Annotated in this window: 14 protein-coding genes; 2 read left to right on the top strand and 12 right to left on the bottom strand. The window is 47.8% G+C overall.

From position 1 onward, the window contains the following. Positions 1-49 precede the first annotated feature (49 nt). Entirely contained in the window at positions 50-844 is a 795-nt protein-coding gene (locus tag ABD734_RS00420; protein WP_344700645.1) for a glucose 1-dehydrogenase, read from the top strand. Here ABD734_RS00420 and ABD734_RS00415 read toward each other — a convergent pair. From ABD734_RS00415 to gatC, 7 genes are all read right to left on the bottom strand, one after another. Continuing rightward, positions 808-1,500 carry a hypothetical protein gene (locus ABD734_RS00415; RefSeq protein WP_344700644.1) on the bottom strand — a complete coding sequence of 231 codons (693 nt, stop codon included), beginning with the start codon at positions 1,498-1,500 and terminating at the stop codon, positions 808-810. The genes ABD734_RS00420 and ABD734_RS00415 overlap by 37 nt on opposite strands. Before the next feature lie 97 nt (positions 1,501-1,597). Then, on the bottom strand, positions 1,598-2,515 hold the full coding sequence (locus ABD734_RS00410; protein WP_344700643.1) for a diacylglycerol kinase: 918 nt from the start codon (positions 2,513-2,515) through the stop codon (positions 1,598-1,600). Then, complete coding sequence (locus tag ABD734_RS00405; RefSeq protein ID WP_344700642.1) at positions 2,512-2,679, bottom strand: hypothetical protein; 168 nt, start codon at positions 2,677-2,679, stop codon at positions 2,512-2,514. The genes ABD734_RS00410 and ABD734_RS00405 overlap by 4 nt, the downstream gene beginning before the upstream one ends. Further along, a complete protein-coding gene (locus tag ABD734_RS00400) occupies positions 2,672-3,175 on the bottom strand; it encodes a GrpB family protein (protein ID WP_344700641.1) in 504 nt (167 codons plus the stop codon). Before ABD734_RS00400 ends, ABD734_RS00405 begins: the two co-directional genes overlap by 8 nt. Positions 3,176-3,369: 194 nt before the next feature. Continuing rightward, positions 3,370-4,800 carry an Asp-tRNA(Asn)/Glu-tRNA(Gln) amidotransferase subunit GatB gene (gatB, locus tag ABD734_RS00395; RefSeq protein WP_344700640.1) on the bottom strand — a complete coding sequence of 477 codons (1,431 nt, stop codon included), beginning with the start codon at positions 4,798-4,800 and terminating at the stop codon, positions 3,370-3,372. After that, positions 4,800-6,272 (bottom strand): Asp-tRNA(Asn)/Glu-tRNA(Gln) amidotransferase subunit GatA, encoded by a 1,473-nt coding sequence (gene gatA, locus ABD734_RS00390; protein WP_344700639.1) that lies wholly within the window; start codon positions 6,270-6,272, stop codon positions 4,800-4,802. The genes gatB and gatA overlap by 1 nt, the downstream gene beginning before the upstream one ends. Positions 6,273-6,283: 11 nt before the next feature. Then, entirely contained in the window at positions 6,284-6,574 is a 291-nt protein-coding gene (gene gatC, locus ABD734_RS00385) for an Asp-tRNA(Asn)/Glu-tRNA(Gln) amidotransferase subunit GatC (RefSeq protein WP_344700638.1), read from the bottom strand. A 296-nt stretch (positions 6,575-6,870) separates the two neighbouring features. On the opposite strand from gatC, the gene putP reads away from it, so the two are divergent. Next, positions 6,871-8,430: a sodium/proline symporter PutP gene (gene putP, locus ABD734_RS00380; protein ID WP_344700637.1), complete on the top strand. Its 1,560-nt coding sequence runs from the start codon at positions 6,871-6,873 to the stop codon at positions 8,428-8,430. Between the two features lie 51 nt (positions 8,431-8,481). On the opposite strand, the gene ABD734_RS00375 is transcribed toward putP, so the two are convergent. The 5 genes from ABD734_RS00375 to ABD734_RS00355 form a co-directional block, all read right to left on the bottom strand. Beyond that, entirely contained in the window at positions 8,482-9,681 is a 1,200-nt protein-coding gene (locus tag ABD734_RS00375; RefSeq protein WP_344700636.1) for a CamS family sex pheromone protein, read from the bottom strand. Next, positions 9,678-11,717 (bottom strand): NAD-dependent DNA ligase LigA, encoded by a 2,040-nt coding sequence (ligA, locus tag ABD734_RS00370; RefSeq protein WP_344700635.1) that lies wholly within the window; start codon positions 11,715-11,717, stop codon positions 9,678-9,680. Before ligA ends, ABD734_RS00375 begins: the two co-directional genes overlap by 4 nt. An 8-nt stretch (positions 11,718-11,725) precedes the next feature. Then, positions 11,726-13,894 (bottom strand): DNA helicase PcrA, encoded by a 2,169-nt coding sequence (gene pcrA, locus ABD734_RS00365; RefSeq protein WP_464761462.1) that lies wholly within the window; start codon positions 13,892-13,894, stop codon positions 11,726-11,728. A gap of 9 nt (positions 13,895-13,903) precedes the next feature. Next, on the bottom strand, positions 13,904-14,578 hold the full coding sequence (pcrB, locus tag ABD734_RS00360; protein ID WP_344700633.1) for a heptaprenylglyceryl phosphate synthase: 675 nt from the start codon (positions 14,576-14,578) through the stop codon (positions 13,904-13,906). Between the two features lie 120 nt (positions 14,579-14,698). After that, positions 14,699-15,385: a M15 family metallopeptidase gene (locus ABD734_RS00355; RefSeq protein ID WP_344700632.1), complete on the bottom strand. Its 687-nt coding sequence runs from the start codon at positions 15,383-15,385 to the stop codon at positions 14,699-14,701. Positions 15,386-15,395 lie beyond the last annotated feature (10 nt).

The raw sequence follows: 15,395 nt of genomic DNA, 5'->3' as shown, positions 1-15,395 counted from the left end.
TATACATATTAAGTAAACGATAAAGTAAATCATCGGGAGGAATGCATGCATGTATAAAGATTTGGCAGGAAAGACTGCAGTGGTGACAGGCGGTTCGAGCGGCATCGGCAAATCAATCGTAAAAAGGTACCACGAAGAAGGAATGAATGTCATGTTCAGCTACCATAGTGGCAGCGAAGCATCCCAAAAGTTGGTGGAATCACTGAACGGCAATGACGGAGCACGCGTTGCAACAATGCAATGCGATGTCACAGAAGAACAGGATATCATCGATCTGATCGATGAAAGCATCAAAAAATTCGGCGGCATTGATGTACTTGTCAATAACGCCGGCATCCAAAAAGATGTTAAAAGCCATGAATTGTCGGTCGATGAATTCGATAAGGTCATCAACACCAATCTGCGCGGCACATTCATCGGTTCGCGTGAGGTATTGAAACATTTCCTCGACACAGGAAAAAAAGGAACGATCATCAATATATCAAGCGTACACGAAATTATTCCGTGGCCCCATTTTGCGCATTATACAGCGAGTAAAGGTGGTGTCAAGTTGCTTACGCAATCGTTGGCGCTTGAATATTCACGGCTCGGCATCAGAATCAATAATATCGCCCCGGGCAGCATCAACACGCCCATAAATGAAGAGTTCTTCTCGACGCCTGAAGAAAAGGAGGGTGCCGATGACTTTGTGCCGATGGGCTATGTCGGTGAACCTGAACACATTTCCAACATCGCCGCCTTCATGGCGTCCGAGCAATCTGTATATATCACCGGCCAGACGATAGTGGCAGATGGCGGCCTAAGCCTCTATCCTTCCCACAGGGATCCCGAATACGATGAGTAAGGCAAATAAAGAAAGCTGAGTGCCAAGCACTCAGCTTTCTTCTTCTCTTCCTTCCGTTTTTCCTCTTCTGCCTGTTCTTGCATTTCTTCTGCCTTCTCCACTTCTTCTTCCAACTGCTGCATCTCTTCCTGGTATTCATTTTCGACTATGGATGTCGAAGGGATGAATGGTTCTTTATTGTGATCCGTCCGTTTACCGAACCTGAGCATCTCATATATCAGCATACCGTTGTTTGGCATGCCGTTGATTGTCTTCATGGGCACTGTATCGAACAGGATGAAATAGAATATATAAAAGATGAACCGGTTCCAGAAAGTCGCCTGTTCTGCCAAATAGCCATTTGCAAGTAATGCGTTGATCGTCAGCCCTATCACGACATTGACAAGAATTGGGCTGGCGTAGACCAGCACATAGGCTACCCGGCTCTGGTTCTTCAATTCATCGTACGAAAACCAGCTGTAGAGATGATAGTGTTTCCGTACGTCCAGTATGCCAACCTTAAAAAGCCGGGGACCGGACCCCAGAGTTAACCTGCTGTTTTTGGCTCCGAATAGGAAACCAGCAAAAACGTACCCCAGTTCTCTTAAGGCCACTACTACCGGAAGTATGATGAAGCCTGATATTACGAGGGCTATAAGATCTGTTAAGCCGAACATAGGGTGGGCCCCCTTCTTTTAGTGGATGCACATATCAATGATGCACTTGAGGTATCCATTACCTTTTATCAACTTTTAAAACCCCAAGAGAGGAGACTCATTCAGTTTCTGCGATGTTTTCCATATAGAATGCTTCAGGCACCATGATTTCAAGATGTTGCTTCAAATTGGTGAAATGCGCGGGTAAAATCCCTCCAAATTCACCGTCCAGATTGAGCTGCACTTCCTCAAATGAGGAAATGTCGATTTCCTCAGCTTTGAACAGATGTACTTTAGGATGCTTGAGGTGCTCCCCCCTCGTCGCAAGCGTCATGATGTGCCCGATCTCAGTCAGGCTTGCCTCCTCGACTATGATGAGGGTGAATTTCCCGTCATTCAACTTGGCATCAGCAACAAGTTTATCGAATCCGCCGATTGAATTCGTCAATCCTAAAAGGAACAGCATGACTTTGCCTTCGAATACATTGTCATCATATTCGATTCTGACGTTACTGCTTCTGATCTGAGGTAGCATCTCAATCCCCTTTACATAATAGGCAAGCGGTCCGATGATGGCCTTCAATTTACTTGGCGCCTCGTAGGACACTTCAGTGATTTTACCGCCGCCTGCGATATTGATGAAGTATTTGCTGTTCATCAGTCCTATATCGATGCGTGCCCCCCGTCCATGGATGATGGTATCCACAGCTTCCATCAGATCTGCAGGGATATGGAGTGCATTGGCGAAGTCGTTGACTGTACCCATGGGGATGATACCAAGTGCCGGACGCTGATCGAATTCAGCCATACCGTTCACCACTTCATTGACAGTCCCGTCACCCCCTGCGGCAATAATGAGGTCAAAATTCATTTCACATGCTTTTCGCGCTGCGAGAGTCGCATCTCCAGCTTGTGTTGTGGCATGCGTACTTGTTATGTAGCCATTGACTTCGAACCGTTCCAGGACTTCAGACAATGATTTTTTGAATATTTCCCTGCCTGAGGTCGGGTTATATATGATTCTGGCTGTTTTCATTTTCTCCTCCCACTGCTGCTTTTAGTGTAGCCATAAAATAGATAGACGCTGAGTATGAAAACGATGACCTGCAGCACCCGTGTGAGCCCGATATTACCGGTCGTGGATACGAGGATCATCAGTAGGATCAGGATGCAGTTGCCGATGAATACCATCCTATACATTATCCAATTCCTCTTGTTCATTCAGTATGTCATCAAAAAGCAGCGCTTTCTCCTGTTCATATTCTGCGCCAGTGATTTCCTGATTGCTCAATGCTGTCTTCAATTGCCTGAATCGCCTTCTATGCTTCTCATTCTCCCCAATCGCCTTCTTGCAATGAAGGATCGCACCTTTCTTATCGGATGTGTGATGCATCAGGATAAATTTCACCTTGTGATCCCCATGTTCATGTTCAAGTACGACTTCTTCAGAAAAAATTTCAGGAAGGTCGCTTACGGGCGTGAAGCCTTCTTCTGCAATTGCCTCAGCCAACGCATATCCTTTCCCATTCTTCAGCAGGACGAGCACATCAATGTCACCAGCCATGTCCATATACACGTCGCTCGTCGAACCGATGTGATGGATTTCTTTGACACTCGACTTCAAATAGTTGAGTATCCGGAGTGAAGCCTCCACATAATGTTCTGTTATTTTAATATAATCATTGTTTTTATCCATTTATGATCATTCCCAAATATGTCATTCATAATACCAGTCATTACTCATCAATCTAATGACTAAATTTTTAATATATATATCAGAATACCATATATGGTCCCTATAATGCATAGACGAATCAAAGGCATCCATTTTGTAGGGGATCACAGTCAAAAAACGCCCGAGTGGATCGGCCACTCGAGCGCTGTCGATTGTTATCTCTTATTGATTTCTTCAAGAAGTATCTCATTGACCTTCTGCGGGTTCGCCTGTCCTTTTGACTGTTTCATGATCTGGCCGATCAGGAAACCGGTTGCCCGGTCCTTGCCGTTCTTATAATCTTCTATCGATTGTGGATTCTGATCGAGTACAGCGGTCACCATATCACCAAGTATTTTAGGGTCTGAGATCTGTTCCATGCCAAGGTCTTTAACGACTTTCCTGGCCTCTCCACCGTTTTCGACAAGCACATTAAATACTTTTTTAGCCTGTTTACTTGAAATGGTGCCCTCTTCAATCAATTTGATCATACCCGATAGATTTTCAGGAGTCAGTTTTGTCTCGGACAATTCCATCTGCTGTTTGTTGAGGTATTCGTTGACGCCTCCCATCAGCCAATTGGATGCCTGTTTGACATCCGACCCATGGGTTTCCACCATTGCATTAAAGAAGTCCGATGTCTCTTTTTTCAGAGTGAGTACATGTGCATCGTATGCCGGCAGGCCATATTCTTCAACGTACTTCTCTTTAAGTGCGTCCGGCAGAAGTGGAATCTGCGCCTTGATTTCATCTTTCCACTCCTGATCGATGCGGATCTGCACCAGATCGGGTTCAGGGAAGTATCTATAGTCATCTGAGCCTTCTTTTACGCGCATAAGCAGGGTCTCACCTGTCTTCTCATCAAAACGACGCGTCTCTTGGGCGATTTCTCCGCCTTTCATCAAAACCTTTTCTTGGCGTTTCTCTTCAAATTCCAGCCCTTTTCTGACAAAGCTGAAGGAGTTCAGGTTCTTGAGCTCTGTCTTGGTGCCGAACGCTTCCTGTCCGTATGGCCGAAGCGAGAGGTTGGCATCACATCTGAGCGATCCTTCTTCCATTTTGCAGTCGGAAACTCCTGTATATTGGATGATGGCCTTCAGTTTTTCAAGATAGGCATAAGCTTCTTCCGGCGTCCTGATGTCCGGCTCGGAAACGATTTCGACGAGCGGCGTCCCTTGACGGTTGAGGTCTACCAGGGAATGGTCGTCTCTATGGGTCGACTTGCCGGCATCTTCCTCCAGGTGGAGACGCGTGATGCCGATACGCCGGGTTTCCCCGCCGACTTCTATATCTATCCAACCATTTTCGCCAATTGGCTTGTCGAACTGGGAAATCTGATAAGCTTTCGGATTGTCCGGATAAAAATAGTTCTTCCGGTCGAATTTTGTGACGTCCGCAATATCCATATTGAGTGCCATCGCTGCTTTCATGCCGAAATCAACAGCCTGCTTGTTCGGCACAGGCAGCGTGCCTGGATAGGCCAGGTCGATGACGCTCAAGTTGGTGTTGGGTTCAGCGCCAAAATGCGCTGGTGCATCTGAGAACATCTTCGTATTCGTTTTGAGCTCTACGTGGACTTCAAGTCCGATGACTGTTTCAAAATGCATTATTGCACCTCCATCTGCAGCTGCTTCAATTCTTCATGGAGATTGTACTGCGTCTCGAATTTATATGCTGCATTATATATTTTCTTTTCATCAAAATGATCTCCGATGAGCTGCAGGCCGAGAGGACGGCCGGAGCTGGCGAGACCAGATGGAATCGACAGGGCAGGCATTCCTGTAAGGTTGGCGGGGACAGTCAAGATGTCATCTTTATACATCTTCAGCTGATTATCTGCCTTCTCCCCGAGGTCATAGGCTGCCGTCGGTGTTGTAGGTCCGATGATCAGATCATATTCTTTGAATACGCCCTTCATCTCATCTTCTATGATGCTTCTTAGTTTTTGTGCACGGATATAGTGCTGATCATAATGGCCGGAGCTCAATACGAATGTACCGAGCAGGATGCGTCTTTTGACTTCATCTCCGAAGCCTTCTGCACGGGTTTTCTTATAGTGCTCTTCCAACGTTTCGGCACCTTCAGCCTTGTAGCCATAGCGGATACCATCAAAACGTGCCAGGTTTGAACTCGCTTCACTTGAAGCAATAAGGTAGTATGCACTGACTACATATTTCGTATGCGGAATGGAAACTTCTTCAACAGTCGCACCCATGGATTTGAACGTCTCCACCGCTTTCTTCACAGAATCTGAAACCTCGGAATCGACACTCTCCATGAATTCCTTAGGTACTGCTATCTTCATGCCGCTGATATCCTTGTCTATACCTCCAAGGAAATCATTATCCATATTCGGCACACTCGTCGCATCTTTTGTATGGGAGCCTGAAATATGCTCCAGTATCTTTGCATTGTCGCGCACATTTCTTGTGATGGGGCCAATCTGATCGAGTGAAGAGGCAAACGCTACCAGGCCGTAACGAGACACCCGTCCGTAGGTTGGCTTCATGCCGACGACGCCACAGAATGCAGCTGGCTGCCTGACAGAACCACCCGTATCAGACCCTAGGGAGAATGGTACGAAACCTGCTGCCACAGCAGCGGCCGAACCGCCTGATGAGCCGCCAGGCACTGCCTTTTGGTCCCACGGGTTGCGCGTAATTTTGAAGTAGGAATTCTCGGTGGAACCCCCCATCGCGAACTCATCCATATTCTGTTTGCCCATAAGTACGGCATTATCCTCATTCAACTTTTCCATAACTGTCGCATCATAGACCGGGTTGAAGTCTTCAAGCATGCGGCTTGCACATGTGGTCAGTATATCCTTTGTACAGATATTGTCTTTGATGCCCATCGGCACCCCAAAAAGTGCTCCAGTCATCTTATCTTCCTGCTGCAGCTGATCCAGTTTCTCAGCTTGCTCTATTGCCGCTTCTTTGTTTACAAATAAAAAAGAGCCGATTGTGTCATCGGAAGCTTCGATCCTCTCAAACAATGCCTTCACAACTTCAGAAGGTTTGATTTCCTTGGCCTGGATTTTTTCATACAGTTCTTCAACCGTTAATTCATGTATATTCACTTTAGCCCTCCTTACAACATTTTTGGCACTTTGAATTGGCCATCTTCAACTGATTTTGCGTTGCGCATCGCTTCTTCCTGGGACAAAGGCTCTCCTGCAACGTCTTCGCGCAATATATTCGTCAAGTCCAAAGCGTGGAACATCGGTTCTGCCGAACTCAGGTCCACTTCATCAAGAAGATGGGCATAGTCGACAATTTTACTCAATTCCTCCGTGAGGGCTTCTGCAGCTTTTTCATCCTGCATTTCGATACGTGCGAGATTCGCAACGTGTTTTACTGTATCCACATTTATTTCGGACATTATGTTCCCTCCATTTCTTTATAAACAACATTTAAATTTTAACAAAAATCATTATAGAAATCCATTCAATCAACATTTATGGTGATTTGACCCTAAAAGTGTAAATTAGTTTTCTTTATTTTCTAAATTTTCCTTTTAATGAATCTTCTTTGTAGTATAATAAAACTGTGTAATTTTATACTTGCTACAGGCCTATAGCGTCAAGGTTTTTGCCTCGATTCTAGTTGCAAATCCATGAAAACGGTTTGCAATGGCGTTTTAGGTTTTGTATCGTATCAAAGGGGAGGAGATAAAATATGATACTGAATTCAGCACAATTCACGTTTACAGCTGGATTGCAGGAGTACATAATGATGGGTCTTTACTTTCTGATCCTCATCATTATCGGATTCTATGCATACAAGCAATCGACATCCGATCTTAGCGGTTACATGCTTGGTGGCCGTAATATCGGCCCTTGGGTAACTGCGTTATCGGCAGGGGCATCCGACATGAGCGGATGGATGCTGATGGGGCTGCCTGGCAGCATGTACAGCGTCGGGCTTTCCAGTCTCTGGATCGCCATCGGTCTGACTATAGGAGCCTACATCAACTATTGGGTGGTCGCACCGCGGCTCCGCGTCTATTCTGAAGTGTCCAATGATTCCATTACACTTCCGGACTTTTTTGAGAACCGTTTTAAGGACGACCAGCACATACTGAAAATTGTTTCAGGCGTCGTCATCGTAATATTCTTTGCAGTCTATACCGCAAGTGGAATGGTATCGGGAGGTAAACTCTTCGAGAGCGCCTTCAACGTTCCCTACCACTGGGGATTGTTCGTTACAGCCGGTGTTGTAGTCATCTACACATTCTTCGGTGGCTACCTGGCAGTCAGTCTGACTGACTTCTTCCAGGGGACGATCATGTTTATCGCAATATTTTTGATTCCGATCGTCGCTTGGCTGAATTTGACGGGTCAGGGTGTCGAACCATTTGTCAAGATTGAGGAGCTCGGCAACGCAGCTGACATCAACTACTTGTCATTTGTCGGTGGCGTCTCACTCATAACCATCCTGAGCAACCTCGCTTGGGGCTTTGGATACTTTGGCCAACCGCACATCATTGTGCGCTTCATGTCCATCAAGTCACATAAAATAGTGCCTAAGGCGCGCCGCATCGGCATCATCTGGATGGGCATCTCGCTACTTGGAGCAACTATAACGGGTCTGCTCGGTATTGCGTTCACCGACGCTACCGCAAACTCTGTATCCGATCCCGAAACCATCCTGATACTGATGAGCCAAGTGCTGTTCCACCCTCTTATCGGTGGTTTCTTCCTGGCAGCCATATTGGCGGCGATCATGAGCACCATTTCGTCCCAACTGCTGGTCACTTCGAGCTCGCTTGTCCAAGACTTCTATAAGATAATGAGAAGGAAGACGCTATCGAACGAATCTAAGACGAAAGAAGAGCTGGATCAGCACTTCGTCCTCCTGGGACGTCTATCCGTCATCCTCGTTGCTATCGTAGCGATCATCATCGCATGGGATGACGAATCCGTAATCCTTAACATCGTAGCTAACGCATGGGCCGGATTCGGTGCTGCATTCGGGCCACTAGTCGTCCTGTCCCTCCATTGGAAAGGTCTCACGCGTTCAGGCGCTGTATCTTCCATCATTGCAGGGGCTGCAACCGTCATCATCTGGATTGCAGCAGGAACTTTCGGTACAGGTCTTTATGAAATCATACCTGGCGTCATCGTATCTACGCTTGTCGCCGTCATAGTAAGTAAAATGACTAAAGGTACTGGTATAACGAAGGAAATGGAAGCCGAATTCGACGAAACGACCGACATCCTGAAAAACAATAGATAAACAGGATATATCTTTAAAGATCCTCAGTCCTTTCTGGACTGAGGATCTTTTTTATTCATATATATGGACTTCTACGGTGTTTTCTGCATTTTTTGTAATCAGTGCATATGACTTATTCTTGTCTTTAATCGAAATCTCCACTTCTATATCCCTGAAATGCTCTTCTACGAGTGTACCTACATATTGGGTCAGTCCGATCACTTCTCCACGGCTGCTATAGTCGAGTGGAATTTCGATGGAAATATGTTCAACCTTTCCATCTTTGAAGTATCCTTCGCCGATGGAAGTTGTGAAACTATCGAAATATGACTCGAGTTTGCGGTTGAAGTTTTTATAGTCACTGTTGACTTCTTCGCTGATGGCACTGGCTTCACTGGAAGGCAACAGCATATGTTTTTCATCGACGTCCTTGAAATCCCCTATTTTATCTTCCTCCGGTGCCGCCGTGCCTGTGGATACGAAACTTCCAGGGGTGATCGAATCTTCCTTTGATTGTATGAAGATCGCAAAGACGATTTCTAGATCCTTGTAGTCCTCATTCGCCCGGATCCTCTCAAGTATTTCTGCAGCCATCTTTTCGCCCTGCTGCTGGACGGTCGCCTTATCCAACTCTTCAGTGAAGACCTGCCCATGCTCTTCTTTCTGGTATTGGTATTCGCTGTTCATTGCGAGCCCGATGGTCATGCCGTTTAGAGCCAGTTCATCACCCTCACCACTCATATAATTCTGTTCCAATATGTGGGATAGATAGATTGGTGCGTTTTGTGCAACGGCTTCCGGGTCTGTCTCGCCTTCTGCAGAGGGATTCAACCCTAGATTGCTGAATGCATTATTCTGGGATTTCTCCTCCTCGCTCATCGCTGCTATCTCATCTTGCGTATAGCGTCGGCCGAGATAACCCTTCACCATTTCTTCTGTAAATATCTGGCCTTCCCGGAATGCATATTCTTTTGTCGGGAAAACATCCTTGCTCAGTTCGAACAATCCCTTTTCAAATGTTTCGATGTCATAGGAAGATGGCATATTGGCACTCGTCAGTCCTCTTGTCGGAGATATCTCGTAGGGAATTACAGTCCGGTAATGGGCTGTATCCGAAGCCCCTTCAGTCACAGTTTCTTCCTGTTTTTCGACAGGGGCGGTATTGACTTCTTCTGATTTACGTTCCTTTTCATTCTCTGAAACCTCTTCCTCACTCCCACATGCCGTGAGTATAAGCGACAAGGCCAAAATGACAAAAAGATTCTTCTTCATGACTGTCGCCCCGTTTTCTCTAAAAATTCCGCTTCGTCCCATACGCTTACACCAAGCGATTGCGCTGTTTCAAGTTTGCTTCCCGCCTCTTCTCCGGCGACAACCACATCCGTTTTTTGGGAAACGCTGCCTGTCACCTTGCCTCCAGCGTCCTCAATGAGTGCTTTGGCTTCGTTCCGGGTCAACTGCTCGAGTTTACCGGTCAGGACGAAGGTCATGCCTTCAAATGCATTGCCCGCTGCTTCCTGCACTTCTTCCGTCATATTCACGGAGTAGTGCTTCAATTTATCGACCAGCGCCTGAAAATCTGGATGATGGGTATAGGTCACTATCGAATCTGCAATCTTTTCACCGATTTCCGGAACCTCGACAAGTCGTTCTTTCGGCTGTGCCATGATTTCATCCATCGTACCGAATTCCTGTGCGATGAGTTCTGAAGCCTTTGCCCCGACAAACCGTATGCCAAGTCCGACGAGCAGCTTTCTGAGCGGATTGGATTTGGATGCTTCGATTGCTTCAAGTAAATTCGTAGTCTTTTTCTCTCCCATGCGCTCTAGAGGAAGCAGGTCTTCACGGGTGAGGGCATAGATATCTCCAACATCATTGATCAAACCGGCATCAAACAGCTGTTTGACGACCTTCTCTCCAAGTCCGTCGATATTCATGGCAGTACGGGAGACAAAATGGATCATTCCTTCAACAAGCTGTGCCGGACACCCAGGGTTGATGCAGCGGATCGCCACCTCATCTTCCAGCTTGACTGTTTCATGGCCACACCCCGGACATTCTGTCGGTGCTTTATAGACTTCCTGGTCTGTACGTTCCTCCAGTATCGGCCGCACGACTTCCGGGATGATGTCCCCTGCCTTTCTTATGATCACTTTATCGTTGATCCGGATGTCCTTCTCTTCGATGAGTTCATGGTTATGGAGTGAGGCACGGGCGACGGTCGTCCCCGCCACTTTCACCGGCTTCAAGATCGCAGTCGGTGTGATCGCACCGGTACGGCCGACGGTCAGCTCGATGTCGAGTAGATCTGTCACGACCTCTTCAGCAGGAAATTTATAGGCGATTGCCCAGCGCGGTGATTTCGCGGTGAACCCAAGCTGTTCCTGTGCATTTAGTGCGTTGACCTTAATCACTATGCCGTCTATATCATAGTCAAGATCATTGCGCCGGTTCGACCAGTACGCCACATAATCGAGGACCCCTTCGATATCATAGTCAAGATCATTGCGCCGGTTCGACCAGTACGCCACATAATCGAGGACCCCTTCGATATCATCGACAAGGCGACGTTCGCGGTTTGTTTTGAACCCTTCCTCATCGAGCCGCTTCAGCGCCTCATCCTGGGTCTTTGCCGAAAGCCCACTCAAATCATTTACACTATAGAGGAAAATCGACAAATTCCGTTTGCCTGCAAGTTTCGGGTCGAGCTGCCGCAATGAACCGGCCGCCGCATTCCTTGGATTCTGGAAAAGGGCTTCTCCTTTCGCTTCACGTGCTTCATTCAATTTTTCAAAAGCTGGCTTGGGCATATAGGCTTCGCCGCGCACTTCAAAGGATAACGGTGACGTCAGTTCCAGGGGGATCGCACGAATCGTTTTGAGGTTGGCCGTGATATCCTCACCGACCGTCCCGTCTCCGCGCGTTGCGCCCTGGACGAACCTGCCATTTTCATACTTCAGGGAGACGGCCAGGCCGTCGATCTTCAGTTCGCACATATATTCGACTCCCCCTACAGCCTCCTTGACCCTTTTATCGAAAGCGCGCAGGCTATCTTCATCGAAAGCATTGCCCAAGCTTAGCATTGGCGTATCATGCTGGACTTTCCTGAAACGGTCGAGTACGGCGCCGCCGACCCTTACCGTCGGTGAGGTATCCGTTTTGAATTCAGGATGCGCCGTCTCAAGTTCAATGAGCTCATGCAGCAGTTTGTCATATTCACTGTCCGGAACAGAAGGGGCATCCAGAACGTGGTATTCATAGTTATAGCGGTTGAGCTTATCCTGCAGTGCTTTAATTTTTTCTTCCATGAATCAACCTACTCCTTCTTCTCTATCGGTGCAAAGTTGGCGAGCAGACGTTTGACTCCCGCTTTCGTAAACACGATGTCAAGCTCCTGGCTATCCCCTTCACCTTTGATGCCGGAGATGATGCCGTCACCGAATTTTTTATGTTCCACTTTATCCCCAATCGAAAAAGTGACGCCGCTGTTGTTTGTGAGCACGCGGCTCCTTTTAGGCTTCCCGCTTCTTTTCTTCATGCCACCAGAAGCAGAACCCCCAACAGCTTCATTTCCCTCCACAAGCCTCTCCGGTATTTCAGAGAGGAAACGGCTCTGGATATTCGACTCCGTCTTGCCGAAGATCATCCGGCTGTTGGCGCGTGAGAGGAACAGCCGGTCTTCGGCCCGGGTCAATGCCACATACATAAGCCTCCGCTCCTCTTCGAGTTCCCTATCATCATAGGCCACCCGCCTTGATGGGAATATGCCTTCTTCCAGCCCGACTACGAAGACGACTTTGAATTCCAGACCTTTTGAGGCGTGCATCGTCATAAGCGTCACACCCGAGTCATCCTCCACGCTGTCCTGATCCGATACAAGCGCCATATCACTCAGGAAAGTAAAGAGCAATTCGTCGGATATTTCATTGTCCCGATCGAACTCCATGGTGACCGTCTTGAACTCTTCAAGATTCTCAAGCCGGCTTGTCGCCTCAATTGACTTCTCCCCTTCGAGCATCTTCCTGTAGCCACTATGCTTTAAGACTTCGTCCACAAGCTCCGTAATCGTCAGGAACCGTGATTTGTGCTTCAGGCTTTCCAGCAGATCGACAAGACCCATGAGTTTGACGACCGCTGTCTTCGGTATGCCGATGAAATCGGATTCCTTGATCGCTTCAAATATACTGATGCCCGTGTTCTGGCCATGGGCCTTCAACTTATCGATCGTCTTCGGACCAAGACCACGCTTTGGCGTATTGACGATACGCTCGAAGCTGATATCATCATTCGGATTCAATATTACCTTCAGATAACTCATAAGATCTTTGATTTCCTTACGATCGTAGAACTTCATCCCGCCCACCATCTTGTAGGGGATGTTCGATTTGACCAAGGCATCCTCTATGGCGCGTGATTGTGCGTTGGTCCGGTACAGCACGGCCATATCGCTGTAGGAATGCTCCCCGGAGAGTGATTGGATGTTGCCGATGATCGTTTCCGCCTCACCACGCTCCGAATCCGACACCATGAGCTGCAGTTTCGGCCCGCCGTCCCTGGCGGTACGCAGTGCCTTTGGTTTTCGTTCTGTATTGTTTTCTATGACCGCGTTCGCGGCATCCAGTATGTTCTTGCTTGAGCGGTAGTTCTGCTCGAGCGTTATGACGGTCGCTTCCGGGTAATCATCCTCAAAGTTGAGGATGTTTGAAATATCTGCCCCGCGGAATTTATAGATCGACTGATCGGAATCGCCGACGACGCATATATTGCGGTATTTTTCCGCCAGTTGGCTGATGAGCCGGTATTGTGCGTGGTTTGTATCCTGATACTCATCCACGTGTATATATTGGAAACGATTCTGGTAATGTTCAAGCACTTTCGGTTCCTTATCGAATAGTTCTATCGTCAGCATTATCAGGTCATCAAAATCAAGTGCACTGTTGCGGTAGAGGATGCGCTGATAGTCGCTGTACATTTCACTGTAGAGGGTATCCGGATAGGATGCCGCTTCACTGATTGCCTGGTCCGGTTTGATGAGTTGGTTCTTCTTGTCTGATATGTAGCCGATGATGTTTCTCGGGTTGTGCTGCTTGACATCCAGATTGCGCCGCTTCAGGATATCTTTAATCACCGATTTCTGATCTGTCGGATCCAGGATCGAGAAGCTGTTTTCATATCCGATGTAGTTGATGTTGCTCCTTAGTATGCGGACACACATGGAGTGGAAGGTTGATATCCACATGCTCGCCGCCCCACCGCCGACAAGGGCTGCCACCCGCTCCTTCATTTCGCGCGCTGCCTTATTCGTAAAAGTGATCGCAAGGATGTTGCGTGACGGCACTTCCTTCTCGCCGAGCAGATAGGTGATGCGGTGCGTCAGGACGCGCGTCTTGCCGCTTCCTGCCCCGGCCATGATCAGAAGCGGGCCCTCTGTAGTCTTTATTGCTTTTTTCTGTTCCTTGTTCATCAAGCTGAGATCCATATCCAAAACTCCAATTTATTTTATGATTGTCTTTAATGCTTTCTTCACACTATCGTATATGACGTTGCCGACGACGATTGTATCGGCATGCTCCGCCATTTCCTCTGCCTGTCCCCTAGTCGATATCCCGCCGCCATATATTATGTGGGAACGGGTTGTATGTTCACGCACGCGCTTCATCAGTTCAGGGTCTCCGTACATGCCGCTGTACTCGATATATATGTAGGGTACTTGATATAGTTTATCCAGCATGTTGATGTAATGGGGCAACATCTCATCCGTAATTTCCCTGCCCTGTGCTTTCTTGAACGCTTTGCTGTCGGGGTTCATGATGAGGTACGGCAGCAGGGAGACTTCATCATAATCGAGCAGATGCCCATAGTCCGCCAATGCATCCAGCATGATGCCATGCTGCCACTTGATGTCCCAAGTATTGAATACCGCTGGAATGAAATAGTGGTCAAATCCCGGTATGACTGCCTCAGGTGAGGTGACTTCAAGCGCCAGTGGCACTGCAAACCGCCTGACACGTGCCATAAGATTGAGTACGTTGTCTTCAGTGATGTTATCTGTCCCGCCGATGATTATCGCGTCTGTATTGGATTCACAGATGCGGGCCAGTGCCTCATCCCCGATTTCTTCAGCCGGATCCAGTTTAAATACATGCCTGCACTCTTCCATCATATACAAAACCCCCATCAAAATTCATATACATATTATAGCATTTTTACGGGCCTCCTGGCCTGCTATATGGACGATTTCAGAAGCTGCGAATAAAAAAAAGGCCTGGGCCTAAGGGCCCAGGTCATTCTAGTCGATGCCAAGATATTCTTCAAGGGACAGCCCGCTTTCGTATATCGCTTCCGCTTCATCTCCGACATAGCGCAGGTGCCATGGTTCGTACATATACCCTGTAATGTCTTCTTTGCCTTCAGGGTAGCGGACGATGAAGCCGTACTCATGGGCCACATCTTTCATCCATTCGTATTCGGGCGTCTCCCCGAATTCCGTCTTCAGATTTGCAGTGCTCTCCGCCGATCCCACATCTATCGTCAGGCCGGTCTGATGTTCCGAGTGCCCCGGCCGGGCACTGTAGCGGTCGGCCGCTTCCTTGCCTTCCCTTGCCACATATCTATTGTACAGGCCGACTTGATAATCGTAGGACCTGAACCCGCTGACCAGGATGAAATCAAGTCCTTCCTCAGCCCCATCACGGAACATCTGCTTATAGGATTCGACCACTTCCGGCTGCAGTCCAGGATTGTAGTCTTTTGGCAAGGCATATTCTTTGTTGGCTATAAGTATGCCGTCGACATAGGTCAGGCCGTCAACCACTTCTATATCCGGCACTGCTTGAAGCCTACCGATTTCAGCCGGTTCATAGGTCCGATCGAATGTCTCGTGCGGTCGAGTCTCAGCCTCTTCCAATCCTCTGCTGCAGGCGGCTGCTTGGAGAACCAACAGAAACAGCACCATGAACTTCAATAATCTACCCATCAAAAAGCTC

Source organism: Salinicoccus jeotgali (assembly GCF_039538805.1).
Taxonomy (GTDB): Bacteria; Bacillota; Bacilli; order Staphylococcales; family Salinicoccaceae; genus Salinicoccus; species Salinicoccus jeotgali.
This window is presented reverse-complemented; position numbering and strand designations above follow the sequence as displayed.

Excerpts from the sequence above, each read along its gene's own strand:
- ABD734_RS00420 (WP_344700645.1), top strand. The coding sequence starts at position 50 with ATGTATAAAGATTTGGCAGGAAAGACTGCAGTGGTGACAGGCGGTTCG.
- ABD734_RS00415 (WP_344700644.1), bottom strand. The coding sequence starts at position 1,500 with ATGTTCGGCTTAACAGATCTTATAGCCCTCGTAATATCAGGCTTCATC.
- ABD734_RS00410 (WP_344700643.1), bottom strand. The coding sequence starts at position 2,515 with ATGAAAACAGCCAGAATCATATATAACCCGACCTCAGGCAGGGAAATA.
- ABD734_RS00405 (WP_344700642.1), bottom strand. The coding sequence starts at position 2,679 with ATGTATAGGATGGTATTCATCGGCAACTGCATCCTGATCCTACTGATG.
- ABD734_RS00400 (WP_344700641.1), bottom strand. The coding sequence starts at position 3,175 with ATGGATAAAAACAATGATTATATTAAAATAACAGAACATTATGTGGAG.
- gatB (WP_344700640.1), bottom strand. The coding sequence starts at position 4,800 with ATGCATTTTGAAACAGTCATCGGACTTGAAGTCCACGTAGAGCTCAAA.
- gatC (WP_344700638.1), bottom strand. The coding sequence starts at position 6,574 with ATGTCCGAAATAAATGTGGATACAGTAAAACACGTTGCGAATCTCGCA.
- putP (WP_344700637.1), top strand. The coding sequence starts at position 6,871 with ATGATACTGAATTCAGCACAATTCACGTTTACAGCTGGATTGCAGGAG.
- ABD734_RS00375 (WP_344700636.1), bottom strand. The coding sequence starts at position 9,681 with ATGAAGAAGAATCTTTTTGTCATTTTGGCCTTGTCGCTTATACTCACG.
- ligA (WP_344700635.1), bottom strand. The coding sequence starts at position 11,717 with ATGGAAGAAAAAATTAAAGCACTGCAGGATAAGCTCAACCGCTATAAC.
- ABD734_RS00355 (WP_344700632.1), bottom strand. The coding sequence starts at position 15,385 with ATGGGTAGATTATTGAAGTTCATGGTGCTGTTTCTGTTGGTTCTCCAA.